Annotated in this window: 25 protein-coding genes and 1 riboswitch; of the genes, 12 read left to right on the top strand and 13 right to left on the bottom strand. The window is 35.6% G+C overall.

Features of this window, described 5'->3' with window-relative positions; genetic code table 11:
* Position 1: 1 nt before the first annotated feature.
* The 8 genes from LZQ00_RS14665 (at position 2) to LZQ00_RS14630 (ending at position 8695) form a co-directional block, all read left to right on the top strand.
* Positions 2-838 carry a phosphatidate cytidylyltransferase gene (locus LZQ00_RS14665; protein WP_234510013.1) on the top strand — a complete coding sequence of 279 codons (837 nt, stop codon included), beginning with the start codon at positions 2-4 and terminating at the stop codon, positions 836-838.
* On the top strand, positions 835-1881 hold the full coding sequence (locus LZQ00_RS14660) for a patatin-like phospholipase family protein (RefSeq protein WP_234510012.1): 1047 nt from the start codon (positions 835-837) through the stop codon (positions 1879-1881). The genes LZQ00_RS14665 and LZQ00_RS14660 overlap by 4 nt, the downstream gene beginning before the upstream one ends.
* The gene (locus LZQ00_RS14655; protein WP_234510011.1) at positions 1878-2627 is read left to right on the top strand and encodes an SDR family NAD(P)-dependent oxidoreductase; all 750 of its coding nucleotides are present in this window, start codon (positions 1878-1880) and stop codon (positions 2625-2627) included. Before LZQ00_RS14660 ends, LZQ00_RS14655 begins: the two co-directional genes overlap by 4 nt.
* Positions 2609-3916: a hypothetical protein gene (locus tag LZQ00_RS14650; RefSeq protein ID WP_234510010.1), complete on the top strand. Its 1308-nt coding sequence runs from the start codon at positions 2609-2611 to the stop codon at positions 3914-3916. The genes LZQ00_RS14655 and LZQ00_RS14650 overlap by 19 nt, the downstream gene beginning before the upstream one ends.
* A gap of 4 nt (positions 3917-3920) precedes the next feature.
* The gene (locus LZQ00_RS14645; protein WP_234510009.1) at positions 3921-5627 is read left to right on the top strand and encodes a bifunctional alpha/beta hydrolase/class I SAM-dependent methyltransferase; all 1707 of its coding nucleotides are present in this window, start codon (positions 3921-3923) and stop codon (positions 5625-5627) included.
* Positions 5628-5686: 59 nt separating this feature from the next.
* Complete coding sequence (locus tag LZQ00_RS14640; protein WP_234510008.1) at positions 5687-6499, top strand: hypothetical protein; 813 nt, start codon at positions 5687-5689, stop codon at positions 6497-6499.
* Between the two features lie 4 nt (positions 6500-6503).
* Positions 6504-7982: a TPM domain-containing protein gene (locus tag LZQ00_RS14635; RefSeq protein ID WP_234510007.1), complete on the top strand. Its 1479-nt coding sequence runs from the start codon at positions 6504-6506 to the stop codon at positions 7980-7982.
* Positions 7983-8287: 305 nt separating this feature from the next.
* Positions 8288-8695: a hypothetical protein gene (locus LZQ00_RS14630; RefSeq protein ID WP_234510006.1), complete on the top strand. Its 408-nt coding sequence runs from the start codon at positions 8288-8290 to the stop codon at positions 8693-8695.
* A 255-nt stretch (positions 8696-8950) separates the two neighbouring features.
* Here LZQ00_RS14630 and LZQ00_RS14625 read toward each other — a convergent pair whose 3' ends face one another.
* The 3 genes from LZQ00_RS14625 to LZQ00_RS14615 all read right to left on the bottom strand — a co-directional run bounded on the left by LZQ00_RS14625 (position 8951) and on the right by LZQ00_RS14615 (position 10127).
* Positions 8951-9145: a DUF4177 domain-containing protein gene (locus LZQ00_RS14625; RefSeq protein WP_234510005.1), complete on the bottom strand. Its 195-nt coding sequence runs from the start codon at positions 9143-9145 to the stop codon at positions 8951-8953.
* A 342-nt stretch (positions 9146-9487) separates the two neighbouring features.
* Positions 9488-9667: a hypothetical protein gene (locus LZQ00_RS14620; RefSeq protein ID WP_234510004.1), complete on the bottom strand. Its 180-nt coding sequence runs from the start codon at positions 9665-9667 to the stop codon at positions 9488-9490.
* 64 nt (positions 9668-9731) lie between these two features.
* A complete protein-coding gene (locus LZQ00_RS14615; RefSeq protein WP_234510003.1) occupies positions 9732-10127 on the bottom strand; it encodes a single-stranded DNA-binding protein in 396 nt (131 codons plus the stop codon).
* Between the two features lie 176 nt (positions 10128-10303).
* Here LZQ00_RS14615 and LZQ00_RS14610 point away from each other — a divergent pair, with 176 nt between their 5' ends.
* Entirely contained in the window at positions 10304-10672 is a 369-nt protein-coding gene (locus LZQ00_RS14610) for a hypothetical protein (protein WP_234510002.1), read from the top strand.
* 331 nt (positions 10673-11003) lie between these two features.
* On the top strand, positions 11004-11510 hold the full coding sequence (locus LZQ00_RS14605) for a hypothetical protein (protein WP_234510001.1): 507 nt from the start codon (positions 11004-11006) through the stop codon (positions 11508-11510).
* A 114-nt stretch (positions 11511-11624) separates the two neighbouring features.
* Here LZQ00_RS14605 and LZQ00_RS14600 read toward each other — a convergent pair whose 3' ends face one another.
* From LZQ00_RS14600 to LZQ00_RS14580, 5 genes are all read right to left on the bottom strand, one after another.
* Positions 11625-12152, bottom strand: coding sequence for a DUF4833 domain-containing protein (locus tag LZQ00_RS14600; protein ID WP_234510000.1), 528 nt, complete (start codon positions 12150-12152; stop codon positions 11625-11627).
* Positions 12153-12278: 126 nt separating this feature from the next.
* Complete coding sequence (gene metE / locus LZQ00_RS14595; RefSeq protein WP_234509999.1) at positions 12279-14591, bottom strand: 5-methyltetrahydropteroyltriglutamate--homocysteine S-methyltransferase; 2313 nt, start codon at positions 14589-14591, stop codon at positions 12279-12281.
* Between the two features lie 157 nt (positions 14592-14748).
* Positions 14749-14852: riboswitch (SAM riboswitch) on the bottom strand.
* A gap of 155 nt (positions 14853-15007) precedes the next feature.
* The gene (locus LZQ00_RS14590) at positions 15008-15781 is read right to left on the bottom strand and encodes a phosphatase PAP2 family protein (RefSeq protein WP_234509998.1); all 774 of its coding nucleotides are present in this window, start codon (positions 15779-15781) and stop codon (positions 15008-15010) included.
* A gap of 93 nt (positions 15782-15874) precedes the next feature.
* On the bottom strand, positions 15875-16564 hold the full coding sequence (locus LZQ00_RS14585) for a response regulator transcription factor (protein ID WP_234509997.1): 690 nt from the start codon (positions 16562-16564) through the stop codon (positions 15875-15877).
* A 55-nt stretch (positions 16565-16619) separates the two neighbouring features.
* The gene (locus tag LZQ00_RS14580) at positions 16620-18458 is read right to left on the bottom strand and encodes a sensor histidine kinase (protein WP_234509996.1); all 1839 of its coding nucleotides are present in this window, start codon (positions 18456-18458) and stop codon (positions 16620-16622) included.
* A gap of 123 nt (positions 18459-18581) precedes the next feature.
* Here LZQ00_RS14580 and LZQ00_RS14575 point away from each other — a divergent pair, with 123 nt between their 5' ends.
* A complete protein-coding gene (locus tag LZQ00_RS14575; RefSeq protein ID WP_234509995.1) occupies positions 18582-18947 on the top strand; it encodes a hypothetical protein in 366 nt (121 codons plus the stop codon).
* 25 nt (positions 18948-18972) lie between these two features.
* On the top strand, positions 18973-19659 hold the full coding sequence (locus tag LZQ00_RS14570) for a carboxypeptidase-like regulatory domain-containing protein (protein WP_234509994.1): 687 nt from the start codon (positions 18973-18975) through the stop codon (positions 19657-19659).
* A gap of 49 nt (positions 19660-19708) precedes the next feature.
* Here the strand turns inward: LZQ00_RS14570 and LZQ00_RS14565 are convergent, their stop codons facing one another.
* From LZQ00_RS14565 to LZQ00_RS14545, 5 genes are all read right to left on the bottom strand, one after another.
* Positions 19709-20281 (bottom strand): hypothetical protein, encoded by a 573-nt coding sequence (locus LZQ00_RS14565; protein ID WP_234509993.1) that lies wholly within the window; start codon positions 20279-20281, stop codon positions 19709-19711.
* A gap of 177 nt (positions 20282-20458) precedes the next feature.
* Positions 20459-20821, bottom strand: a complete 363-nt coding sequence (locus tag LZQ00_RS14560; RefSeq protein WP_234509992.1) for a hypothetical protein — start codon at positions 20819-20821, stop codon at positions 20459-20461.
* Between the two features lie 629 nt (positions 20822-21450).
* Positions 21451-21858, bottom strand: a complete 408-nt coding sequence (locus LZQ00_RS14555; RefSeq protein WP_234509991.1) for a DUF6896 domain-containing protein — start codon at positions 21856-21858, stop codon at positions 21451-21453.
* Entirely contained in the window at positions 21855-22697 is an 843-nt protein-coding gene (locus tag LZQ00_RS14550) for an RHS repeat-associated core domain-containing protein (protein ID WP_234509990.1), read from the bottom strand. Before LZQ00_RS14550 ends, LZQ00_RS14555 begins: the two co-directional genes overlap by 4 nt.
* A 642-nt stretch (positions 22698-23339) precedes the next feature.
* The gene (locus tag LZQ00_RS14545; protein ID WP_234509989.1) at positions 23340-26723 is read right to left on the bottom strand and encodes a DUF6443 domain-containing protein; all 3384 of its coding nucleotides are present in this window, start codon (positions 26721-26723) and stop codon (positions 23340-23342) included.
* Between the last annotated feature and the right edge of the window lie 9 nt (positions 26724-26732).

Below are 26732 nucleotides of genomic sequence, written 5' to 3'. Positions count from 1 at the left end.
TATGGGAGAAAAAGATAACAGAAAAGAAAAGTTTGCTGATGTTCCCATTCGTGTAAGAAGTTGGGTCTACATCCTCGTTGTGTTTTCTTTAGGTATTATCAACCCGTTAACCATGACAGTTTTTGTCAGTCTTCTTTCCTTTCAGGGAATGCGAGAGTTTTTTAGGATGATCAAACCCAATTTATCGTTTCTTCCTTTGTTGGTAATCTTAATGTGTCTACAAGGTTACTTCCTTAATTTTATTACGGATACTGCTTATCTCCGTTATGGTATTATTACGGTGTTAATCGCATTAATAATTTTATTTTTTGTCTGGAAGTTTTCTTTTAGGGTTCTGCTCTCTCTCGGAATAGGTCTATGTGTTACATTGATTTCTTTTGCTTATTTAGCCTATATTAGAGCTATTGAATATCCAACGATGTCCTATTTAGGACTCAAATTAATCATCTTCATTGTTGTGGTTACAGAGCTTAATGATGTTTTCCAATACCTCTCTGGCAAATTCTTTGGTAAGCGACCCGTTGTACCACGCATTAGCCCCAATAAGACAAGAGAAGGTTTAATAGGAGGAATATTGATGACAACGCTGTTAAGCAATCTTTTAGGATACCTTTTATTTCCATTTTACCATACCTTAACTTTTACGTTGATCGGATTATTACTGGGCGTACTAGGATTCTGTGGAGATGTGCTCATGTCTTATATGAAACGTAAAACACATGTCAAAGATACAGGAACTCTGATTCCTGGACATGGTGGATTATTAGATCGGATGGATAGTTTAACATTCAATGCTCCGGCCTTCTTCTTGATCGTACAATATATTTTATTGAAATGATAGACAAAGAGCAGGACACATTCAATAGCGCAGTAGTCTTTTCTGGAGGAGGAACGCGATTTGCACTGTATGTAGGTATGTATGCCGCTTTAGTAGAAATGGGAAAGCGACCTGATTTGATTATCGCAAGTTGCGGTGGTTCTGTTGCTGCAGCTGTTATCCGTGCTTGCTCAGAGATTGAAGAACAAAAAGCGTATTTGAAGTCAAAGGAATTTTACGATTTTGTCATTCAAACCAAATTGACAGGCCATAAAAGCATTTTTAAAATTGGATATTATTCTTTTCTGAAAACGTTGCATAAAACATCTGCCCCTTATATAGAAGATGTATTCGATCGCTACTTGGTCGAAATGCCGCAAGACTTGACAGAATTGCTCCCCACATTGAAACAAGAACAAAATAACAGCCCTAAGATCATTGTTATAGGGTCCAAAATGTTGTTTGAACCCATAGATATTTCACTTAAAAGAGGAGAGAGGAAACTATATCAAAAAGTGTTGTTTACAGATGAAGAGACGCAAAAAAAGATCGCTATTGCTGAAATTGAGATACAATCGGATAACTATATACGTAGCGCTGTTGCAAAGGAAATTTTGACAGATAGCTCATTACCGTTGCATCAAGCAATGCGAATATCCATTTCGGATATGTTCTATGTTGCGCCAGTAAAGATTCGACAAGATTATTATGCGGGAGGAGCTATTGATTTGGTTCCAATCGAATTGGCACAGTCCTTAGCGAAGGAAGTTTTCTTGGAACGAAAACAATCCTACAAATCTGTTGAAGAGGCATTAGTGAGAGCCGTATTGGGATTCAATGGAAATGAACGATTGCGAGAAGTAGAAGCAAAGCATACGGGGTATTGGATTGATACACAAGATGCGCCACAAGTATTAAAAGGGTATTATTGTGCTAAGTATATCGATTGGTTTAAAGGAGAAATTCGTATACAACTGCCAGACTCTTTCGAAAAATTTCAGGAAGACATAGAGCAACAGTGGCAATATGGTTATCAGCGGACATTAGACAGTTTAAGAAAATGAAAGTTTTTATTGCAGGAGGTACAGCTGGAATTGGTGCTGCATTGGCCAATTTGTATTTAGCCAAAGGCGATATAGTCGCTATCTGTGGAAGAGATTTGAAAAAAAGTGTTATAGAACACCCTAATTTGACAAAATACGAAGGCGATGTTTTAGATAAAGATAGATTGCTATATCACGTTCAAGATTTTGTAGGATATGATCACTTAGATCTTTTCATCAATACAACAGGAAGCTATGCTGATGATGTCGCTAGAGCCATTCATTATGAAGAAAGTGTCGATATGCTGTGCATCAATATCGGAGGAACTGTCAATTGTTTTGAAGTTGCACGAGAGGTTATGCGAGAGCATAACCAAGGACAAATTGTAACGATTGCCTCCGTTTCCGGAACATTGCATTATCGAAAAGCAAGCCTATATAGTAAATCAAAACGAGCAGTTATTCAAATTGCAGATACCTACCGTAAGGCGTTGCAACCTTTTGGTATCACCGTCACAACCATTGCTCCAGGTTATGTGGACACTCAAAAATTACGAGATCTCAATAAACAAGATCTATCAAAGAAACCTTATTTGATCTCAGAAGAAGAAGCTGCGGCATACATTGACGATGCCATTATTAAACGAAAGGAGCTTGTGGTTTTCCCTTTGAAAATGAAAATATTGATGCAGTTTTTGTCTTATTTACCAGCAAAGGTTTTGGATATTTTGATGTATAAAAAAGCGAAATGGATGAAAAACGATTGACAATACAACTGCAAATCAGAGCAACACTGTTTTGTTTATGTATCTTTTCACTCGTCTATAATGGTAGTGCATATTATGCCTCCACGTTAGCAGAAGTACCTTCGTTTGTTTTTAGTTTTGAACGGCATATCCCTTTCATTCCCTGGATGATCATTCCCTATATGTCCAGTGGTTTATTCTTCTCCTGCGTATGTTTTTTATGTACTTCCAGAGCGCAGTTGATGCAGTATATAAAACGTGTTGCCATATTAACGATCATCTCTGGTATTTTCTTTTTACTTATTCCATTGCAGTTTTCTTATCCAAAACCAAGTATAAACTCTTCTCTTTTACATTATTTTTTTGATTTTTTAAACACTTGGGATTCCCCATATAACCAAGCACCTTCGTTGCATGTTGGCTACGCTTGTTTGTTTTGGTCTGTTTTAAAAGAGCGCTTTTCTGGAATCGTAAAATTCTTTTTTGGATGTTGGTTCATCCTATTGGGAATCTCTACCATGACAGTCTACCAACATCATTTCATTGATGTAATCACAGCATTGATACTTGTTCAAATCGTTTTTATCTTTACTTTTTATCAGAAAGTCTTTGCCGCATATCGGAATCAATATGTCGCCTGCTTTTATTATTTATTTAGTTTTATAACCTGTTTATTGGCATCATTATGCTATGATCTGCATATCGTGTATAGCTTGGGAATAATATGGATAAGCATGATGCTCTTTATCGTGGGACTACATTATCAATATGACCAACACCATTTTCTAAAAGATAAAAATGGACATATTACTTGGTGGAAAAAGGTCTTCTATTTTCCTTATCAGTTTACCTATTATCTGTTATGGCGTTTTTTTAGAAAGAAACAAGAAAACGTACTGATGGAAATCATGCCTCAACTATTTATCACAGCTCGATTAATAAATAAACAAGTAGCCGATTGTCACATATCAAAACATGATCATGTATATGATCTAGCGGCAGAATTGGAGGAGAATAAGACACTGAAGCAGTACAGTATGTATCATGCGTTTCCCATGTTAGATATAGGAACGACTTCAAGAATTGATTTAGAAGATCTCGTCAATCAAATTGCGCTCATTTATGAGCAAAGAAATCCAAAAACAAGGATTATTATACATTGTACGATGGGATATTCAAGAAGCACGCTAATGGGAGTGCTTTTGTTAAAAAAAATATTATCTTTAAACTTAAACCAAGCAATTGCCTTGATGCAAGAAAAGAATAAAAATAGTATTCTCCATGCCGCTTCAATTGACTTATTAAAATGAAAAGATGATGAATACAGGATATTTTAAGAGTTTTGATGGAAGTGACATTTTTTATCGAGAATGGAATTTTCAACCCAATCAAAAAACATTGATCATTATACACCGTGGACATGAACATTCTGAACGATTACAGGATATCGCTACAGATGCTCAGTTTACGGGGTACAATGTCTTTGCTTATGATCTACGTGGTCACGGTTATACCAAAGAACAAGTTTCACCTGTTTTCATGGATAATGTACGAGATCTTGATATGTTTTCGAAGTTTTTGCATCAACACTATCAAGTAAAGGAACAAGATATCTTTGTGATTGCAAATAGCATTGCAGGCGTTATTGTGACAGCTTGGGTACATGACTTCGCACCAACAATTGCGGGTATGGCTTTATTAGCTCCTGCATTTGAAATTAAACTGTATGTTCCTTTTGCTAATGAATTTATTGGTTTCACAACCAAATTGAAAAAAAATCTAGTGATCCAAAGCTATGTCAAGTCAAAAGTGTTGACACACGACAAAGCACAACAAGAGGCATATGATCAGGATCCGTTGATTTCAAAATCAATTAATGGCCGACTATTAGTCGACTTGCAAAGCGCAGGGAAAAGACTAGTAGAAGATGCTGCGGCGATTAGTCTTCCTACTTTAATCCTTTCTGCAGAAAAAGACTATGTTGTCAAGAATAGTGTACAGAAGAAGTTTTATGTTGACTTAGAATCAACCGTTAAGGAATTTATAACATTGCCAAATTTCTTCCATGGCATACTATTCGAAAGTGGAAAACAACAGGTGTATCAATACATCAAAAATTTTGTTGTCAAATGTTTTGAGCTGAAAGCACCTGATGTCAGTTTAGAACCCGATTTGTTCTCCGTAAAAGAATATGAAAACCTGTATTATAAAGTAATGCCAACAGTGGAAAAGTTAAATTTTGCTTTTCAGAAATGGTCTTTAGGGAAAATAGGAACCCTAAGTGAGGGGATGGCTCTGGGTTTAAAATATGGATTTGATTCCGGTATATCCTTAGATTATGTTTATCACAATCAAGCAAAAGGTAAATTTGGAATAGGTAAAGTGATCGATAAGGGGTATTTGGAAGCAATTGGGTGGAGAGGAATCCGAATTCGAAAACAACATCTGTTAGCCTTATTAGAAAAGAATATTCAGGATATTCAATCGTCTGGAAGAAAAGTAAAGATTTTAGATATTGCAGGAGGAACAGGAAATTACCTATTCGATATCAAAGAAAAATATCCAGATGTAGAAATTGTAATCAATGAATTTGTACAATCGAATATCAGCTTGGGAGAAAAAGTAATTCAACAAAAAGGCTATACGCAAATCCGTTTTACAAATTATGACTGTTTTGATCCTAATACCTATCAACTCATTGACTTTGAACCAAACATTACCATTATTTCAGGGATTTTTGAATTATTCGGAGATAATCAATTAACAAATGAAGCTGTAAAAGGAGTTGTTGCTATTTCAGAAGAAAATAGCCATTTGATTTACACAGGACAACCATGGCATCCACAGTTAAAAATGATTGCATTTGTTTTAAATAGCCATCAAAAAAAGGACTGGGTGATGCGTAGACGTTCCCAGAAAGAACTAGATCGCATTATGACTTTCAATCATATTAAAAAAGAAGATATGCTGATCGATGATTATGGCATTTTTACCGTTTCTTCGGGAAAGATTAAAGGATAATCTTTTATCATTCATGGTTAATCATTTTTATGGATAAACTTTTTAAATTATCTACATGGATGTTTCATAACATATTTCAGATTAAATATTTATTCATACTGCTATGTGCTTTCCTTTTTGTAGGCTGTCATCAAACGAAGAACCCACCACAGCAATTCAATAAGTTCGATACAGAGCAGATTGTGCGGTCAGAAAAGAAAGACTCGTTAGTTTTTAGTAATGACACCCTATCTCTCTATCGTATAGATTCCATACTTTTTTTTAAGCAGAAGGATAAATTCCAAAAGAAAGCTGATACATTACTCTATATCACTGATTTTAATAAAGTAAAAGAATTATTAAAAAACAGCGTGGTTTTTGGAGGCTGGAATGACGAAAAGAACATTATTGATTCCAATATAGAAGGAGGTATGATCGCCTTAGTACGACCTACTAAAGGAGCTGTTTTAGATCCAAATCAACAACAGTATTCATGGGATTCAAACTTTGTTGCCTATTATCCTACTGAAGAGATTTTATTACTAGAAGGAGGCCACACATCAGATTTTAGTATCGATTTGTCAAATGGAAAATATGGAGCAGATCGTGTTGGTAATCCACAATATATCCTGTATTCACCAAACAGAAAATATCGATTGAATGGCTGGTTTCCAGGACAAGAATGTTCCGAGTATTTTTTTCAAAGAAAAACAAAGAATGGCTTTGAACGCTATGGTATGATCCCAATGGCTTTTGGCGGTAAGGATTTTGTGTTGTGCACGATAAAGGATCAGTTTTGGACTTCTGATCATGAAATTTATTTTCGAAATCATTTTTATGGAAATACAACAGATGATCGTTTAGGTTTTTTTCGATTAGCATTAAAAGATTAAAGACATGTATAAAGTGTTAAAAATAGTCATCTACACGGTTTTTACTTTTATTTTAGTATTTGGAAATTCGGTTTCTTTTGCTCAATATAAGGTCGAAGATATTCCTAGTCCCAAATTAAAAGGTCAGCCTTATTTTGTCTCAAACCCAGATCATATTCTTTCTGAAAGTGCAACGAATGAGCTTGATGCGATATCTTGGCAGATTGATTCGATCACGAAATGTGAATTTGCTATCGTTATTGTCAATGATTATGTAGGAGATAGCGATTTTGATTTTGCATTGCAATTATTCAATACTTGGGGGATTGGTAAGAAGGAAAGTAATAATGGCTTGCTTCTTTTTATTGCTAAAGATAGACATGAATATCGATTTATATCGGGCTATGGTATGGAAAGTATATTACCCGATGCCTATCTAAAGCGTATTGGTGAAAAGTTTTTAGTACCTAATTTTCGAGAAGAAGATTATGATCGTGGAGTTTTGGAGTCGTCTCAATTTATTCAAAAGATCTTAAAAGCACCAGATGCACAAGCAGAACTAGATCGATTGATGCCAGAGACTATGTCTTTTTGGAATTTAAAAAATCCCCATTTGAGGAACTCTTTACTGGTGCTTTTTGCTTTTATATTCTTTTACGTTTGGCTTGAGGTGGTGACCAACATGACAAAAGGGAAGATAACGAAAAAGAGTCAGTATTTTCCACCCTTAGTGAGTGGTTTCGGTTGCATGGGCTTACTGATGTTTATCACTATTTTTATTTTCGCATTTGTTTTCCAAAATGTTAAGGAGGTCTATCAGGTTAAAAACTTACCGTATTTTATTCTCGTTTTCGGAGTGATTACTTTGGGAATGAAATATAATGCGAGTATTACTGCTGTCACGAACTCCTATAAAGATGAAGAAAATATCCAAAACGCAACGCGGAAATTTTTAATGTGGAGTTTTGTTCCATTGTTATTAAGTCCATTGGCATGGATAGATTTCGGGAAGTCAAGTAGACGTCTAAAGCGACAAGCAGGACGGTTAATACCGCCTGATGATTCGGGGAATTGGCTGAGAATGAATCGGGATGATACGACAACAAAAATAAATGCCTTTTTGGATCGAGGACAATTGATGGAGGAAAAAATCAATAGTCGTGATTATGAAATCTGGATAAATAATAAAACAAATGAAACAAAATTAATTCCTTGGGATCAAGATAACAAGATTACAGAATGTCCTAAATGTCATTATAAAACATTTGAAACAGATCTTCGTAAAACAATTACAAAAGCAAGCTATAGTGCTGGAGGATTGGAGGAAAAATATGACCTGTGTCAATACTGTGATTATACGATATCTCATGGTACACATAGCACCCCGCGATTGGTTCGATCATCCTCAAGTTCTGGTGGATCTGGAGGGTCGTCCGGTGGATCCGGTGGAGGAAGTTTTGGAGGCGGATCTTCTGGAGGTGGAGGAGCAGGAGGACGTTGGTAATATGTTGTCTGTTACTTTATTGCATATATTCTTCTCAAATATTTGATTTAGTGATTAATCCTAAATGTTAACGGATTAACATTCGCGTAGATTAATTTGATAAGACCGATGAACAAAATTATTTCTCGAAATTGAAATGTTGATTGAAACATATGCTCTTGTTACAATGAAAATATTTTAAGAATTAAAAATGCTTTTTTGATGCTTTCTTTTCTTTTTTGAAAAAAATAACATATTTAATTCGTTAGTGTTAGATATTTATTTTAAATTAACGTAATTTTATTTATTATAAACTTATAAATTTTATGAAAAAATTAGTTTTATCTGCTGCAGCTGCAGTAATTTTGTTTGCTTCATGTAATAATACAGACAGTAAAAAAGTCGAAGTAAAAGATACAGCGACTACTGTAAGTACTGAAGGTGGCGTTGCTACAACTACGACTACAGAAACGACTTCTACAACGACAGTTCCTAAATTCAGCTCTCCAGAAGTACAACAATTAGCGGATGATTATACGAAATTTGTGAATGAGTATGTTGCGGCTGTTAAAGGTGGTGATGCGACTAAATTACAAGAACTAGCGAGTAAGCAACAAGAATGGGCTACTAAGACAGCAGCTGCTGCAAGTAAATTTACTCCAGAGGATACTAAATTATGGGCAGAGTACGCTCAAAAATTAGCGACTCAAATTACAGGTGCTGCAACTAAATAAATAATATTTAGCAGCATTCAAAAGGCGGGCATCATACATGCTTGCCTTTTTCTTTTTTAAAGAGTTGATAAACTTATAGCCCATCCAAGTTTATACCTTTTGTCCGATCAATGGATACGACCTGATACATACGTGAGTATGTCTCACATCAAGAATACATAACCCCTATAGCAACGAAATCCATCAATATAGGTGTCATACTGTTGAATACAAGATGAAAAAATAAAGTAAAACAGGTTTATAATTACTGCTATACTAAATTTCCCTTTTGAAAGTATAATGGAATGCCCAAGAACTTCCACCTATTTCTAAATCCTGCACTGACACCAGCTCCCAACCTTGACTCCCAAGTTCATTAAGCACTTCATCAATTCGATCTTGATCTATTTTTGTTCCCCAAAAACCTGTCGGTTCAATTTTGATCGTTTTATACTCAAATTTTTGCATCATTTTTTAGTTTTAAAGCTTTATCCTCATGAACAGCATCTATTTTCCAATCCCTGTTCTAAGTATTCTTAACCTGACAGAACCTTGTTCCGTCATATAGATGAACTCCTCTATTTTCTCAATGACAGCATGTACTTCTGCAATCCAGAATACACTAAAATATTCATAATTTTTTAATTTAAAGAATTAATGAACAGCATATTAATAATACGATGAAGAAAAGGGAGAGGGGAGTTAACAAGCTTTTATTGATCTATTTAACAACGAGAAGAAACATTTCGATGAAAGGGTATTTAATAAAAAATATGCCTAAAAATCTTTCTAGGCATATTTTAAAAATCTATGTTAGTTTTTACTTCCACCACCAAAAAGTTTGGCTAGTAGCCATATCACTAATGCCACTACGACAACAACGATCAGGATACCTGACCAGACACCAGCTTTGAATATACCTTCAATTACCGAACAGCTGGATAAGGAAAGGCAAGTTAACACGATCAACGTAAATGGGAATGTTTTTTTCATGATAGATAGAATTTTAATGAAGAACAACTTTTCATGTGCAAAAGTTTGTTCTTCACTCCATTTTCTAAAAGGGCAGATCTTCTATCACCTCTTCATGAGTAGAAATTACAGATTTTTTATTATCCGTATTTTTACTCATAACAATAATATTGTCAACCTTAATTTCTGTGGAATTTTTTTTCTGCCCATGCCCATCTTCGTATTCACGGTAGGTGAGTTTTCCTTCGACTAAAACCTGTAATCCCTTTCTACAGAATTTCTCTACCATATTATTGAGATTACCCCAGATCACAAGCGTATGCCATTGAGTTTCATCTACCCACTCCCCAGCCTTGTTTTTAAATAGATCTTTGGTTGCGAGTCGCAATGTTGATACTTTGATACCATTTGTACTCATCTTCACAATCGGATCGGCTCCTAGATGACCAATCAACTGTACTTTGTTTCTTAATGTACTCATAACTTTGTTTTTTAATGTTTATAAAAATGTCTAACTTCAAGGCAATTGTTCATAAAACCATGCTATGAACAGAAACAAAGTTGAGAAGTTGCCATAATATTTTCCGGTTATTAAATGCTTATGGTCGACTATAAATGTTTGTAAGCGTTTGTTGTCGCTTATTTTATTCAAAACCTATGTTAGAAAATACAATAAAAGCCTGTTTGGAGTGCAATCAACCTATACGAGGACGGTCGGATAAACGATTTTGTGATGATGCTTGTCGGAATAGTTATAATAACCGTCAAAATAGTGACCAAACAAATTTAATTCGACAGATCAACCATACCTTGCGCAAAAACCGACGAATGCTACAGGAAGCTCTAGGTGAGGAGGGAATGTTGAAAGTAAACAGAGAGAAATTATTGAAACAAGGATTTGACATCAAATACCATACACACACGTTCGCAAATGTGAAAGGGCAGACCTATTATTTTATTTATGAATATGGGTATCTGCTATTGGAAAATGATTTGTTATTGATCGTGAAACGTGAACCAAAATAATGTATTGAAAAATTTATTTTGAAATTTCAATTTTCTTTTAAATCTTTGTGCGACAATTAGGTATTCACAATTAAAAAATAGAAGAATATGTTTGCTATATTAAATAACCCAACTTCAATCCAAAAGAAGGATCGTGGGGCTATTCTTCGGAATACAATTTTCTCGTAGTTACCCTCTTTGATTTTCTTGCGGTCTCGACAATGTTCGAGCAATAAATGATGTCTATATATCTCGTGATTCGAAGTATATCGGATGATCTTTTATTTAATTATTGTTTTACATAAACATCGTTTATGTAAGGATCTTTTTGAGAATTGATGCACTATATTTTATGAATTTTACGAATAAATATGTGTTACAGGCTTTGGATAATTATCCATATTACCTAGAAAACACAATAGAATCTTTGTCATACGCCTTATCTTATGACGATTCAAATACGATGGCACTGTGCCTTATGGGAAGGCTACATGCGGAACAATTGTTTGATTTTGAACAAGCAAAGAAATATTTCCAAGAAGCATTAGTCCATAATTTATACGCTTTGGAAATTTATCAGCCCTACATACAGACTTTGATTGATACGAATGCTTTTGAAGAGGCAGAAAAAACAATTGCGTTCGCTTTAACAATTCCAGGTGTTTCACCTTCTTTATTTCTATTGAAAAGGGTACTCTTATTAGAAAAACTTAAAAAGTTTAAAAAAGCTTTAAAAGTATTAAAACAGGTTCGATTGGAAAATGTGGATAGTGAAATGTTGACCACGATCAAAGACTTAGAAGATCGAATTAAAGGAAAACAGGGAATAAAGCGTAAAAACAAAAAGCTAAGGAAATAATGGTCAAACTAGCTTTCTATAGTAAGAATACGTATAAGAGATTTATATTTCAATAGAAAGAATAAAACGTATACACTTCCGTAATGCTATGGAAGTGTATACGTTTATAATGATTTAAGGAATCAATTTCTCCTGAACCTTATTGCCTTTTTGATCGGTACCATAAAAGACCAGGTAATCAACTTGTGTACTTAACCCAGACGTCCCGTCTTTTTGTTTGATGAAAATTCGTTGTAGATTAAATTTATGGCCGTTAAGAGTCGTTTCCACAAAGGGTTTACCCGCTTTATTCATGCGCAGGTAAAGCTTTTGATCTTTGTATGCAACTAGAGCGATTTCAAACGCGTTATTTCCCACACTTTCTGATTGGATACCGTAGGCAAATTTCTCTTGAATTTTAGTTAAGGGTTTTATTTCTCCATTTTTATCATATAAAATGCGGTAGATATGCACAGGTTCCTCGGTATTTAATTTGGATTTCGCCGCTACATTAGCCTCATAGACATAGGTATTATGCCCTTCGCTATGTTGGATATAAAAAAGCATATTCGCTTTTTTAGGAGGAGTTGGGTATCCAGTTTGGGAGAAAGATGTATTACAATAAATGATTAGTAAACTAACAAACGTGATGAATCTCTTCATAATACATAGCAATTAGATCGTGTGAATTTAAGTTATCATATGAATTTATGAAAATTTTTAATAAAAAAAGAGCCCGAAGTGTATTTACTTCGGGCTATTCTAATTTATAATACTAAAAGCCTAAACTTATTCAGCTCTTAAGATTTTGGCAGCTTCTACCATAGCTTCTAAAGCAGCTTTAGTTTCAGGCCAAGCACGTGTTTTCAAACCACAATCAGGGTTAACCCAAAGTTGTTCTGCTGGAACTACAGCTTTTGCTTTGCGCAATAATTCAACCATTTCTTCTGTACTCGGTACACGAGGAGAGTGGATGTCATATACACCTGGTCCGATATCGTTTGGATATTTAAAGTCAGCAGCAAATGCATCTAATAACTCCATTTGAGAACGAGAAGTTTCGATTGTGATGACGTCAGCATCCATTGCAGCGATATCTTCGATGATATCATTGAATTCAGAGTAACACATGTGCGTATGGATCTGCGTATCATCATCTACATTTGAAGAAGAAACACGGAATGAACGTACAGCCCAATCTAAATATTGTTGATGATCTGCTTTACGCAATGGAAGACCTTCACGGATTGCAGGCTCATCGATTTGGATAATTTTGATACCTGCTTTTTCTAAAGCTTGTACTTCATCTAAAATCGCTAATGCAATTTGGTATGTTGTTGTAGAACGAGGTTGATCGTTACGTACGAATGACCACTGTAAGATAGTTACTGGACCCGTTAACATCCCTTTTACTGGACGGTTCGTTAATGTTTGTGCATATGAAGACCAACGAACAGTCATATCAGCAGGACGGTAAACATCACCATAAATAACTGGAGGTTTCACACAACGAGAACCATATGATTGTACCCAACCATTTTTAGTGAAGGCATAACCTGCTAATTGCTCACCAAAGTATTCAACCATGTCATTACGTTCGAATTCGCCATGAACCAATACATCGATATCCAATTGCTCTTGAAGACGGATTGTTCTTTCTGTTTCTTCAGCGATTTCTTTATCGTATTGTTCTTGGGAGATCGCACCTTTTTTCAAGTCAGCTCTCCATTTACGAACATCTTTTGTTTGCGGGAAAGAACCAATTGTTGTTGTTGGGAATGCAGGAAGGTTAAATTTCGCTTGTTGTGCTTCTTTACGAGCTAAGAATGTAGAAGTACGTTTTGCATCATCATCTGTGATATTAGCAGTACGCTCTTTCACTTCTGGTTTGTGAATTAAAGAAGAAGTACGGCGATCTTCAGCAGCAGCTTTATTTGCTTCAAAACGTTCAGCAGTTTTTGCATCTACTTCACCTTCCGCTAAGACTGCTAAATCTTTTACTTCCGCTAATTTTTGTTTCGCGAATGCCAACCAGTTTTTAACTTCTTTAGGTAATGATTCTTCGTTATCCTCATTATCTAAGTCAAAAGGAACATGTAATAAAGAACTAGAAGGTCCTACTAAAACACGGTCTTTACCCAAAGCATCAACTGCTTTTTTGATTTGTCCTAAAGATTTTACGTAATCATTTTTCCAAATGTTACGACCTTCAACAACACCTAATGAAAGCGTTAATGAAGCTGGAACTTTAGCTAATATCGTATCAAGTTGGTTTTCACCTCTTACTAAGTCAACATGAAGTGCATAAACAGGTAAGTTTAATGCAGTCTCTTCGTTGTCACGTAAAGCCTCGAAATAAGTTGTTATAATAATTTTGATGTCTTTCGCTGCTGCAGCTAATTTTGTGAATACACTTGTGTATAAAGCACGTGTTGCAGCATCAATATCTAAAGCTAAGAAAGGCTCGTCAATCTGTACATATTTTGCACCAGCAGCAGCCAATTTACCTAAGATTTCTTCATATACAGGAACCAATTTGTCGATCAAATCGATACGGTTGAAACCCGTTTCTTTTTCTTTACCTAACAATAAGTAAGTGATTGGGCCGATTAAAACAGGTTTAGTTTCTATACCCAAAGATTTAGCTTCATTATATTCATTTAAGAATTTTTCTGAAGTCAATTTAAATTCTTGATTTTTTACAAATTCAGGAACAATATAATGGTAGTTTGTATCAAACCATTTTGTCATCTCCATAGCTGTTACATCCACACCATCTTGTTGGAAACCACGAGCCATTGCAAAGTAAAGGTCTAAATTGTATCCTTTATCTTCATTGTTCAAAAGAGATTGATATTGTGCAGGAATAGCACCTAAAGTTAATGTCAAGTCTAAAACTTGGTCATAAAACGAAAAGTCATTTGATGGAATCAAATCGATGCCAGCATCTTTTTGAGTTTTCCAGTTGCCCTCACGGATTTTTTGACCAGCCTGCAATAATTCTTGCGCGCTGATTTTTTTAGCCCAATATGCTTCATTGGCTTTTTTCAACTCGCGGAAGGCACCTACACGTGGGTAACCTAAGTTGTTCGTTAGTAACATAAATATGATATTATTTTATTTGTTCAACCTTAACGAGGCAAGAAAATAGAAGGGTTTGTTATCTGAAATAAAAAACGATCAAAAATTCTTGAATCTATTATACTAAATTTTTCGATTGCTTTTTAGAGAGGAGGGCACAAGGTATAGTTTTGTGTCTGGCTTATCATTCCCGAATTAATCAGGGTAGAATGTAGCACCTTGTCAAAGGACAGGTTGCTAAGGCTTCAATGGGTCTATTCCCTCTGCCTTTCTCTATAAGCGCTGTAAATATCGGAATTACTTTTATAAAAACAAATTTTTTTTAATTTTTAGAAACGATCTTATAGTCTAAGCAACGAAAATACGATCAACAGGTTAGGTTTTTCTTTCTAAACAGAAATATGGATAGGATAGAAGGAGGAGAATATTGTCACGCATTAAAACTGAAAACTTGTCACAAGACCAGCTTGTTTTCCATTATAAAACGGAGCGACCATTGTTAAAGAAGTGGATGTGTTCGACTGTAAATGTTTATCCACTAAAGGTAACAACCAATAAGCAATCTTGGTACCCATCATACCAATACCTGCGCCCATGGCAACATCGGAAAACCAATGTTTGTGGTTGTACATTCTCAGATAGCCTGTTCCTGCAGCGATCGTGTAACCGGCAATTCCATACCAAATAGATTGGTCTTTATACTCTTGCCATAACATTTCAGCACCAGTAAAAGCTACTGCAGTATGTCCTGAAGGAAAGGATTCTTGATCAGCAAGATCAGGTCTCCAAGTTGGGGTTGTATGTTTAATGGCGTAAACTGTTGACAAGGTAATGGCATGTGAAACAGCACTAACAAATAAACGTTCTTTAAAATTGTGCTTACTTTTTACACCAATTAGATCAAGACCATATACCGCAGCAGAAGGAATAAATAGCGTTACATTATCGATCTTGAATGTCTTTGACGGATCATTGTTAATCCCATCGTTTATCTGCTCATTTTTATGCTTTAAATAAGGGCTGTTCAAGGAGATAATTCCATATGTCATCAAAGCCGCTGGTACGACAATTTGCTTATAAGGTATTTTTTGAAAGATCGTTTGATGAGCAATAGAATCGTTGACAACAATGTTTTCTTGTGCATAAACCTCTAGACCGATAAAGCCTAAACATAAATAAAGAAAGATAACAAAGGATAATTTTATTTTCATATTGGGATATTAATAGATGGGAGATTTGAAACTTTTTATTTGTCTCATATCTTGTGTCTCATATCTAGAAAAGAGATGCTGATACATCTCTTTTTAGCTTACTAATAATTTGTAACCTTTGCCATGCACATTAACAATTTCAACTTTAGGATCATCTCGAAGATACTTACGTAACTTACTTAAAAAAACATCCATACTTCTCCCAGTGAAGTAGTTGTCATCATGCCATATTTTTAACAATGCCTCCTCTCGAGTTAAGACATCATTTTTCTTTAAACAAAGTAGTCGAAGTAATTCAGCCTCTTTTGTCGATAGCTTTTGTTGAAGTCCTTTGTGGGCAATTTGTTGACTCGTATAATCGAAGAAATATTCACCGATTTCAAATTTATCGCTGACAACCTGATCATCTTTTTCTCTTACTATGCGTTTGAGTAAAGCATTGATGCGTAGTAGAAGTTCTTCGACACGAAAAGGTTTGATAATATAATCATCCCCACCAAGTTCAAAAGCTTCCGTCTTATCTTCCATCATGCCTTTCGCGGTAGCGAAAATAATAGGAGTTGTATTGTTTATTTTTCTTATTTCTCGACCTACAGTAAAGCCATCTTTTTTTGGCATCATGACATCCAGGATGCAAAGATCATATGTGCTTTTGCGAAACTGATTCACAGCCTCTTCACCATCAGTGCAAAGTGTGACATCAAATTTACCTTTAAGTTCTAAATAATCTTTTAATAAATCCCCTAAGTTTGGATCGTCTTCTGCTAATAGTATCTTCTGCATATTCTTCTGTTTTTGTTCGAATATTGATGATAATATACGAAATTTAATATCTTTTTTAATTTTTAATTTTTATAGGCAGCGTAATATCAAACTGCGTGCCCTTATCCTTATCACTTTTTACAGTGATTTTTCCATTCATTCTTTTGATGATGTCATACACATAAGAAAGCCCCAAGCCAAAACCTTTTACATTATGAATGTTTCCTGTAGGAATGCGATAAAACTGATCAAATATTTTTAGTAAATAGTCTTTCGACATCCCAATACCGTTATCAATGATCGAGATTTGAATATTATCTTTGGAATTTTTTGTTTTTACAATGATATGTGGATTTTCCTTGCTGTATTTGATGGCGTTGTCAACCAAATTGAAAAAAACGTTCGACAGATGAAGCTCATCTCCAACAACAACATCGTTTTTTGCGTCTAAATGATGTTCAAAAATACCACCAACCTTTTGCAATTGGAGTTGCATGCTATCGAGTACTGCTGATAATAAGTCATTGATATGAATAGCAGTTTTTTCTAGTTTCAAGGTTTCTTTCTCCAGACGGGCAATATCTAAAACACGTTCAATATGATTTCCCAACCGCACATTTTCATCGTAGATGATATTTGCTAAACGTTTCACTCTTCGCTCATCAGAAATGATCTCCGGATCGCGTAAAGATTCACTAGCAATCATAATAGTCGCAACAGGAGTTTTGAATTCATGCGTCATATTATTAATGAAATCAGTCTTCATTTCTGAAACTTTTTTCTGTCTAAATATAATCAAGAGGGTATAGGCAAAACAACCAATTAGTAAAAAAAATAAGGCTAAAGTTGGTAAAAGAAGATAGCTCATATTATCGACGATGATAGCGCTTTTTCGTGGAAAGTATACACTTAATTTCCCTGGAGGAGCACCAATATCACCTTTGAAAAGTGCCGTTGAATAACGTGTTATTTTATTTGGATTATGAATGTTGTTGATGGTCTGAATATTGAAAACAATATTACTGCTATCCCGAACTTCAATATTAAAAGGATATTTTATATCTCTTGTCGCCAATTCTTCCTTTAACAAATCTTGGATGAGATTAATGTTTAAACGATCTCTAAACGGACGTTTTGATAATTCCAAACCAATGGCCACATCCTCAACGATTCCACTTCTCTTACCTCCAATTGCTGCGATGGTGTCAAAGACATTTTTTCCTGAACCGATCAAGCTTTGACCACTCATCTTTTCAAGCTTGTTTTCGATTTCTATTATTTTTTTAGAAATATTCTTATCCGATCGTGGTGGTAAAGTGGCAATTTTATATTCGATAGCTTTTTTTAAAACAGGGTCGATAGTAGGAATAACAAATCGAGCACTATCATCTTTAGCATTTACTTTTGGTAAAAATTTTGTGGCCCCTATCTCCACATATTCTTTCACAAAATGGTCAGGGCTGTTGTACTTAATGACATCAATACTCAGTACGTTTTCTTTACTTTTACGATTGATGTACGTTTCATAAAAAGAATTCTCAATAGAAATTACACTTGGAAATGTTTCTTTTAACTGGTCTTCTGCTTCTTTAAATTTTTCCTTTATGGCATATTGATCAGCCCGGAGTTGTTCAACCTCTCGTTGCAGTTTTAACAGTTCCGCTAAGTGTCTTTGTTTTTCTTGTTCGAATTGATATTTCTTGATATTCGTTTGCTGCTGCACTTTCGCAAAATCAACAACCTCACGACGCTCTATTTTACCTGCAACAGCGGTTAATGAAGCATTGACCGATTCATCAAAAAGCTGCGATTTTTGACGATAAGATTCTCGTATAAAATAGAATTGCATAGCCGCCACCCCTAATAGGGCAAGGGTCATCAGGCTAATGATTAAAACTATGCTTCTTTTTCTCATTTGTTACAAATATATAAATGCTTTAGTTGATTTGATTGGTTTTAACAATGTTTAACAAGCTTATTGTTTTATTTAAAGGTATTTAACTGTAAATTAGAGCATATATTCTAACTGGTTGAAATTATGAAAAAGATATGCATGTCAATTTGTTTCTCAGGAATATTTTTAATAGCATTGGGTCAAGAGCAGAAAAAAGATACAAGTCGTTCGTCCATTACATTCCGAGGAACTAGAAATCAATCGAAAGAATCCAAAATGCCTAATTTGAGATTACCTGTTGACTCCACTGTGCATTATCATATGAAAAATAAGAATTTCAATGATAATTCTACGGTTCCAATGCCCAATTCGTTGGATAATTCCATTCCCAATATTTACAAAGATAAAAAAGGAAGAATTAAGCCAGATAGTTTGAAGGTACCGTCTTATCAAGATAGTCTGCGGTATTTTCGTCAAGACTCTCCAATAAAAAAGCTTAAAACGAAGTAAATCTGTCATAACCGTAGCGCTAAAAATGTCAATTGAAATACCAAACACATGTTCTGAAAGTTGGAACACGATGTCGCCGACTTCCAAAGGGAAGCACTGTTCGAAATGTCAAACCGAAGTAATGGATTTTACAAATTGGAAAACGGATGATATCATTACCTACATCCAAAATTCCAATACAAAAGTATGTGGCAGAATATTGCCTTCTCAATCGAAGACAACATATAAACCTAATCTTTGGAGCTGGCTACACTTCTCCAAACTCCGTTTGGGATTCATCATATCTGGACTTTTGTTTGCAAAATTTGCAAAAGCAGAAACCCAAACAAAAAATGCACTATTTGACAATTCCAAAGAACAAAGGGATACAAAAGATAGCATTACCATTACCGGATCTATTACCGATACGTCTAAAAAACCATTAATCGGAGTAATGGTGTCCAACAATTTAACGAAAGACCTCATCGCTACAGACGATGAAGGACGCTTTAGCCTAAAAATACCAAAGGAAATAAAACATAAAGATCTGAAATTAAAGTTTGCCCATATTGGCTATGAAATAAAAGAAATTAGTCCCAATACATCGAAGAATACCCCATTGAAGATAGAACTGGAAGAAGTGATAGAATTAATGGGGGAAGTAATCGTGGCACCCTATAATCCGAAGTTTAATAAGATAGATACGTTGCCAGCTCTGAACAGACGAAACTAATTAGATAACACAATAAGGTCCAATCTGATAAAAGTTGGACCCTGTTGTATTAAACACGGACTATTTTAATGCTTTTCTCAAAAACACTTATCAGTTCTTTAAAAATTCTAACAAATTCAGAATAATCAAAAGATGATAATTTTTTCTCAAGTTCTAACCACTCTTCTCCTTGCTTCCAAAAATATTTATAATAACAATAGTCAAAAAACATATCCATATTTATGTTTTTCCTAAGTAATAAACATTCTTCATTTTTTGTTTGGTAAAAGTAGTCCGAAATAAGGTTATAACCCACAATCAAAATTCCTGCATCATCTTTTCCTATGTTATCAATTTTCACATTTCTTAATAATACCTCTTCAATTTCTGTAAATGAGTAATAAGCTCTTTCATTCGAAAATAATTGCTTATAGTCAACAAGCTTATTTTTATTGAATGGAAAAGTTTCTGTATTCCTATTATTAATAAAATTCACAATATTTTCCAATGAACAAAAGGCCATAATATGACTTTCTTCACCCACTAAAAAAATATCTTCATCTTCATTCTCTACCCCTATAACAAAAATATTTGAGAGGGTCGCAGAAAAACAAAGTTCTACAATGTAAAAGTCATACTTCATCCTTCCTAAAATTTATATTTTCCTTTCGTTTTTTTAAACCTAAATATTATTAGACAACACTCTTTCGAAGTGGATCAATATAGTTTATAATTCATCTCTATTAAATATATCTTCACTAATTCAGGATCATGATCCACCAAAAATTAAAAGAGAACATAGAAATATAATTTTTATCGCTTAACTTGAATAAGCTTCAAAATGTTCAAATAAAATTAAATCATTATCCATTGTCGATCTTTTCGAAAGATCATCTTCATATGGATCAAAACTTATATAATAAAATCCATCATATTTTAAAAGCTTAAACATTTCTATATTGTAAAAATAGGAGTTATGACTATAATTAAACTCATATTCTTTGACAACCTGAAATATGATTTTCATTTCTTTTGCTTTCGAATTATGAATTTTAAAATATACTTCTACACAAAGGACATCGTCAATCAAACATATATTAATACTAGATATTACAGCATTTGGCAAATATGCTTGATTTACTAAAATATCCATTAATTTATCATCTTTTGCTAAATATTCCATATTACTTTTTCAATTATTTTGACGTTTTTTGTCTTTTTTGATCCTTCTCTAATTCGTTCTTTTTTGGAGCTCTTCCCTGTTGCCTTTCAGATAGTTTAGGGTCATTTGGATGGGTTTGCTAGATATTTACCAGTTGGATAACCCGTAGCTACTATGTTTACAAGACTGTCTCCATGCTTAAATTACAAAATGAACAATATGTTCATCCATTTTAATAATACCATAACTTTGATCGATTAGCCAATCTATATAATCCCCCTTTGGTTTAAGTATTCCAATGTGTTACTTAAATCCTGTTTAGCTCCCAGATCTCCAGATCAAAATACAGCACTACATAAATATTATAGGTACATACTTCTTCCTTTCAGTATCTATATATCTTGTCGCCTTCGTGCATTTTCTAATTTCATCCGTTCTTATCCATTTCCTGACAAAACCTTCGTTTTATATCAGGTTTAAATGACCGAAGAAATAGCGAACACTTAAACCAGAGAGGGTTCCGTAAAAATCCTTCCTCTGTAGCAATCCGTTCGATCACACTTGCTGCTGCTCCCAGCTTGCTGTATTCGATCCCGCCTACATATTTCTGTAAGTTTTATCATTTGCCTAAATCCAATAAAATTATCAAACTAATTGAAAAGAGTTACATCTTTCATTTGAAAAACTGGAAATTTGACGCCGTCTAGCTCTAAAAGAAAAAGCTTGTTTTGTTGAACTAATGCCATCAAAGAAATGTGAATATCATCTAAATTAGGATTTAATTCAGGCCATTTTCTACTGGTATTAATAAATTCATAGATTTCCCAGTTAGTAAATTTTACTGGAAAGCCATTTTCAGGTAAATAGTCAAACTCACAAGCAGTTCCTTCTTTTTCAAGACGACATCCAGCGCCATGATACCAGAACTTATACCCACCAATCTCTCCTTTTCTCTCTTTAATAAAATAAGATTCATCCTTATTTTGTTCTTTTATTAGATCTTTATAGTTTTGTATAAACTCGTAATAATCAACTACTATGTTTTCTATATTTTTCATTGAAATAATCCTTTCTGAATATCTTGAACAACACTCTTAAATTTATCAAGAGCCTGTGCCGCATTTAACTCCACAACATTAATCGTTTGGTTATTTTGTATTGCTGCTTTGATCCGATGATGCCCGTCTAAAATATAGGTTTTCCCTTTATGAACATATGTGTATACAGGTCTAGCAAAAATATACGGATCATTAGTCTTCATTTTCTCTGCTATAGAAGTTATTTTCTCAGCTGCTTGTGCTCCTTCTTCAGTAGCAATCAAAGTTTTCAACTTAGCTGGGTTATATTTCGCAATTGACGATGCTCCCCCTCCGCTTATAAATTCACCAGCAATTCCTCCATTGTAATCTCCCTTTATTTTCCCATCACTATCAACTGTATATGTTTTTCCATTCTCAGTATCTTTATAGGTTCTTTCATTCCCAAGAAAATCCCATAGACGACCTAATAGATTGTCTCTTCTATTATAAACCTGTTCTCCTGTTCTGATTTTAACAGATTTACGATTGGGTGGATCTTGCTCTTCAACACTGTTACCATTTCCATCAGAGAAACTTCCATCACCCTGATTAGTCCAAGTTGTCTGACCGTCATTTGATGTATTTAAAAGGTTATCGATAAAAGATTGAGACAACATCCCATCCGGATCAATAAACCTAATAGGGTTATTATTTCCATACACATAGGGTGAATATCTCCTCATTTTATCTGCCAACGGATCTACCACATTCCACCGACCAATCTCCGCATCATAGAACCTCGCTCCGTAATCTAACTCCCCTTCTAAAAAGTAAGTAGCTCCCAAGGTATGCGTACCCACATTCAGGTCAGCTTGCATTTATTCGGAAATAATTTGTCTTTTAGCTGACCTCATGAACCGCATAGCGGTTTCCTTGCCATTATAAAGATACTTACTATTTATACCTCTAGTTTAAGTGTTCCAACGGGTCACTTAAATCCTTTTTTGACCATCAGGTCTCTAGACCACAATACAGCACTAAATAAATGTTATAGAGACATACTTCTTCCTTTCCATATCTACAAATCTATATCTTGTTACCTTCGTGCAGTTTTTAATTTCATTTGTTCTGATCTATTTCCAGACAAAGTCTTCGCTTTATTGGGTTTAAGTGACCGCAGAAATAGCGAATACTTAAACCAGAGGGGTAGCTACTTCTGAAATAAAGCATATACCATACAAAACAAAGCAATAGTCCAAAAAAAGAAAAAAAGAAAAGAGAAACTTTTTGAATACCCTAATTTTTTAGAGACCCTGTTCTGTACAAACGCTATAACAGGAAACGCCAAATATAGAAAAATAAATGTTGTTAGATTATATTCTCCAGGATACGGCAGCTCAATTCTAAAAACATTTAACATAAACATACATAATGAAACATATGATAGAATAGTTCCACAAAGTATTAAAAGGATATTTACTATTTTATACATGACTTTTTAAATTAAAATAGAGTTTAAGTTATCTTCCAAATAATGATTGGATTTCGTCTTTTGTTAATGTCCGCTTTTCTTCTTTAGTATTCTGGATTAATTGCAATATAGTTTTTTGAGAAATCCCTAATGTCGCATCATCAACATTCATATGGTTCATTTTTTCTCCTTTATATTTATCGTTAGTCTTGTTAACATTCACAACATTTTTTCCTGAGTTATAATCACCATGAGAAAGTGTGGGGTCTAGAAGCGTTTTATTCTTTTGAAAAAAATTCAAATTGGCCAAAGTATTATCTGACATTTCTCTATTAACATTATTACTCCAAGGCCCATCAGCTGCATCTACCGTAATCATAAGATTGACATCAATACCTTCTTTTTTAAGCTTTTCTGCTAATTTATCTGCAATAACCCCACCGTAACTATAACCATAAAGAATTACCCTTCCATTAGGAAAAGCTTTAGCATTATCTTTAATATGTTTCAACGCACTTTCAACAATTAAATCAGGAGTATAATAGACACTTGTATATAGCATCATTGTTTCGCCGTTTCTATTATTCAACAAATTATTATACAGCCTCTGTGTAGTCTCTGTGTTCCCTTGAAGAGGCGCCCCTAAAATTCCTCCTGTAAACAAAAGGACAATATCACCCGGATCTTTTCCTTTGATATCTATAAATCTGATAGGATTGTTAAAGGTATAGGAATACGGAGAAATAGATTCATATTTTTCCGCCATTGGATCTACCACATTCCACCGACCAATCTCAGCATCATAGAACCTCGCTCCGTAATCTAACTCCCCTTCTAAAAAGTAAGTAGCTCCCAAGGTATGCGTACCCACATTCAGGTCAGCTTGCATCTCCTTGCCATTATAAAGATACTTACTATTTATACCAGTTACAATAGACTTGGTCTTTCCAAACGGATAGTAATCCTGTTTCTGTACAACCGTTGCAATTGGTGCTGCTGCAGTTCCTGTCTGCTTGATCACCGAGCGAACATTGCCCAGATGGTCGGTCAGGTTATAATGATAGCTGTAGATTCCTGCACTGTTCAGCAAAAAGCCTTCCTCTGTAGCGATTCGTTCGATCACACTGGCTGCTGCCCCCAGCTTGCTGTATTCGATCCCGTCCACATAATCCTGCTCGGTGGTAACAGCTGCAACTGTTGCTGTCTTTTTCAGTTTAGCTCCTGTTGCATCATACAGATAAGCAACTGTTCTTCCTGTTATTGCCGCTGTCTTGGGCAGGTTCAATTGATTGTAGGTGAAGGCCATACCTGTACGGTCCTTGGTCGCATTACCGTTCAGATCATAGGTAAATGTACCAGTCAGTCCGCCTGTCAAAGTGGCCAATCGGTTACTCTTGTTCGTATTGTTGTAAGCATAGGTAATTGTAGTACCACCGTCCCTTGTCAAAGTCTTGATATTACCCATATCATCATAGGTCAATGCCTCACTCATGACCGTACCTGTGCTGGTTCCATTTTTGAGCCTGTTGAGGGCATCATAGGTATAGACAAAGGTGCTATTGGTCGTCGCTGCATGACCCCATAACTGCTGGGCGATATTGCCATTATACTGAGCATTTGTCAATACCGCTGATCCTGCACTGTTCAGGTTATAGTTCAGCTCATAGGTAAACTGCGGAGCAGAGGTCTTGATTCCCCAGCCACGTTCGTTGTAAGCATAGGTTATATTGGTCAGGAAGTTCGTACCACTGTTTTCACTATGGATACCTTTGCTCTTCAGCTGTCCGATTTCATTATACACAAGCTTGCTCTGAAGGATTTCTGTTTGTGCATTCACTTTCTTCTTAGTGGTTAGCAGTCTGCCCACATGGTCGTAATCATTGGTCGTCAGAATGGTTGTTGCCGTTCCGGTCGCTGGGGTATGTACCCGTTTACTGGTCAGCAGTTCTCCAGGAAAGTTATAGGTATTGGTCACATAATCGGTACCACCAAGATGATTTTGGCTTGCAGTCTGGATCACACGACCATAATCGTCGTAATACTGTACTGTCAACAGCGGTGTTGTACCATCATCCTTGTAAACCAGACTTCCTGTTAACAGACCTTTGATCTTCAGACTTTTGGTTATGCCCTGCACAGCTAAAGTCGTGGCACCTGTAAAACTGTAATCGTCATAATAGTTTACCGAAAGTGGAGTGATCGTGATGCCCGTACCTGCTGTAGGAAAAGTTGTTGCTGGCGTTGGATAAGTAGCTGCTCCATTGCGGCTTTCCGACAATGGGCCAGCATGTGTATCCACATAAGTTTCCAGCTGTACTCTTGTCAGCTGTGCTGCATTGGTATTGACATAAAGTCCTGTTGTGGTTACCCTGCCAAAAGCATCATAACGCGTATAGCTCCATTCCTTGCGTCCCCGCTGGTTCGCATCCTGTGTGAGGACAACCTGATCGTTCTTGTTGTAGACCAGGTATTCCCAGCCTTTGCCTGGAATCTTCTTCTCGACCAGTCTTCCTCTACCGTCATATTTGTAGGCATAGAGCAGCTCGTTAAAGTCCGCATTGTTATCTGTAATGGTAGTCGCTGTATATCCTGGTGGGATCACATAGCGCAGATCTCCAAAGTCATCATACACATAATGGGTCTCCAGTTTCTTGGTATCTGTTTCCCAGACGCGCTTCAATACAACACGATCCTCAGAATCTTTATATTCTTCAACTGTTCCCTGTTTACCTGTAGCCTTCACCCAGTTCTCGTCCTTGATGATGGTCTTATATAATGTGCCTGCAGCATAGAATGCCGAGGTCGCTCCTGTTCCTGCAGCAGTGACCGTCCATAGTTTCACATCATTGGCTACATTGGTACTATACTCAGTAACAGCGGTATGGCCTGTGGTAGAAGCAATGGCTACGGTTTCTCTGTTAGCAGCAGGCTGCCAGGCCAGGCCGGGTGCGCCCTGCTGCTGTATCCGGTTCAGCGGGCTGTTCTCAAAAACCGTAACTGAAAACGGTTGATCGGTTTTCTTGACATGGATATCCCAGCCAGTACTCTTATAAAAATTGACCTGGTTAGTTTTAGCAGTGGTTTTATAACTGCCGTTATTGCTCGTCTGCTCGGCATAAGGAAGATATTTCGTGCTCTCCCTGCCGAAGCCGTCGTATTCGATATGCTGTACGATATCCTTATAACCGGGACTGGCCATCAGCTGGACGGTCTGTAACGGTCTGCCCAGCCCATCGAAATATTGAACTGTACGGTTTTCCTGTTTGATCGTACGGGTATTGTTCAGTTTGGCCAGGGTAACCGTATCACGGAAGGTTCTGGTCTGTATATAGTTCTGCCCTACAGTCGGTGTACTCACCACATTGGGAACAGTCTGCCCATGTGCAGCATGTAGCATCGGGGCCAATAAAAATGTCAAAAGAAGCTTTCTCATCATCTATGT

The organism is Sphingobacterium sp. SRCM116780 (assembly GCF_021442025.1).
In the GTDB taxonomy this organism is placed as follows: Bacteria; Bacteroidota; Bacteroidia; order Sphingobacteriales; family Sphingobacteriaceae; genus Sphingobacterium.
This window is presented reverse-complemented; position numbering and strand designations above follow the sequence as displayed.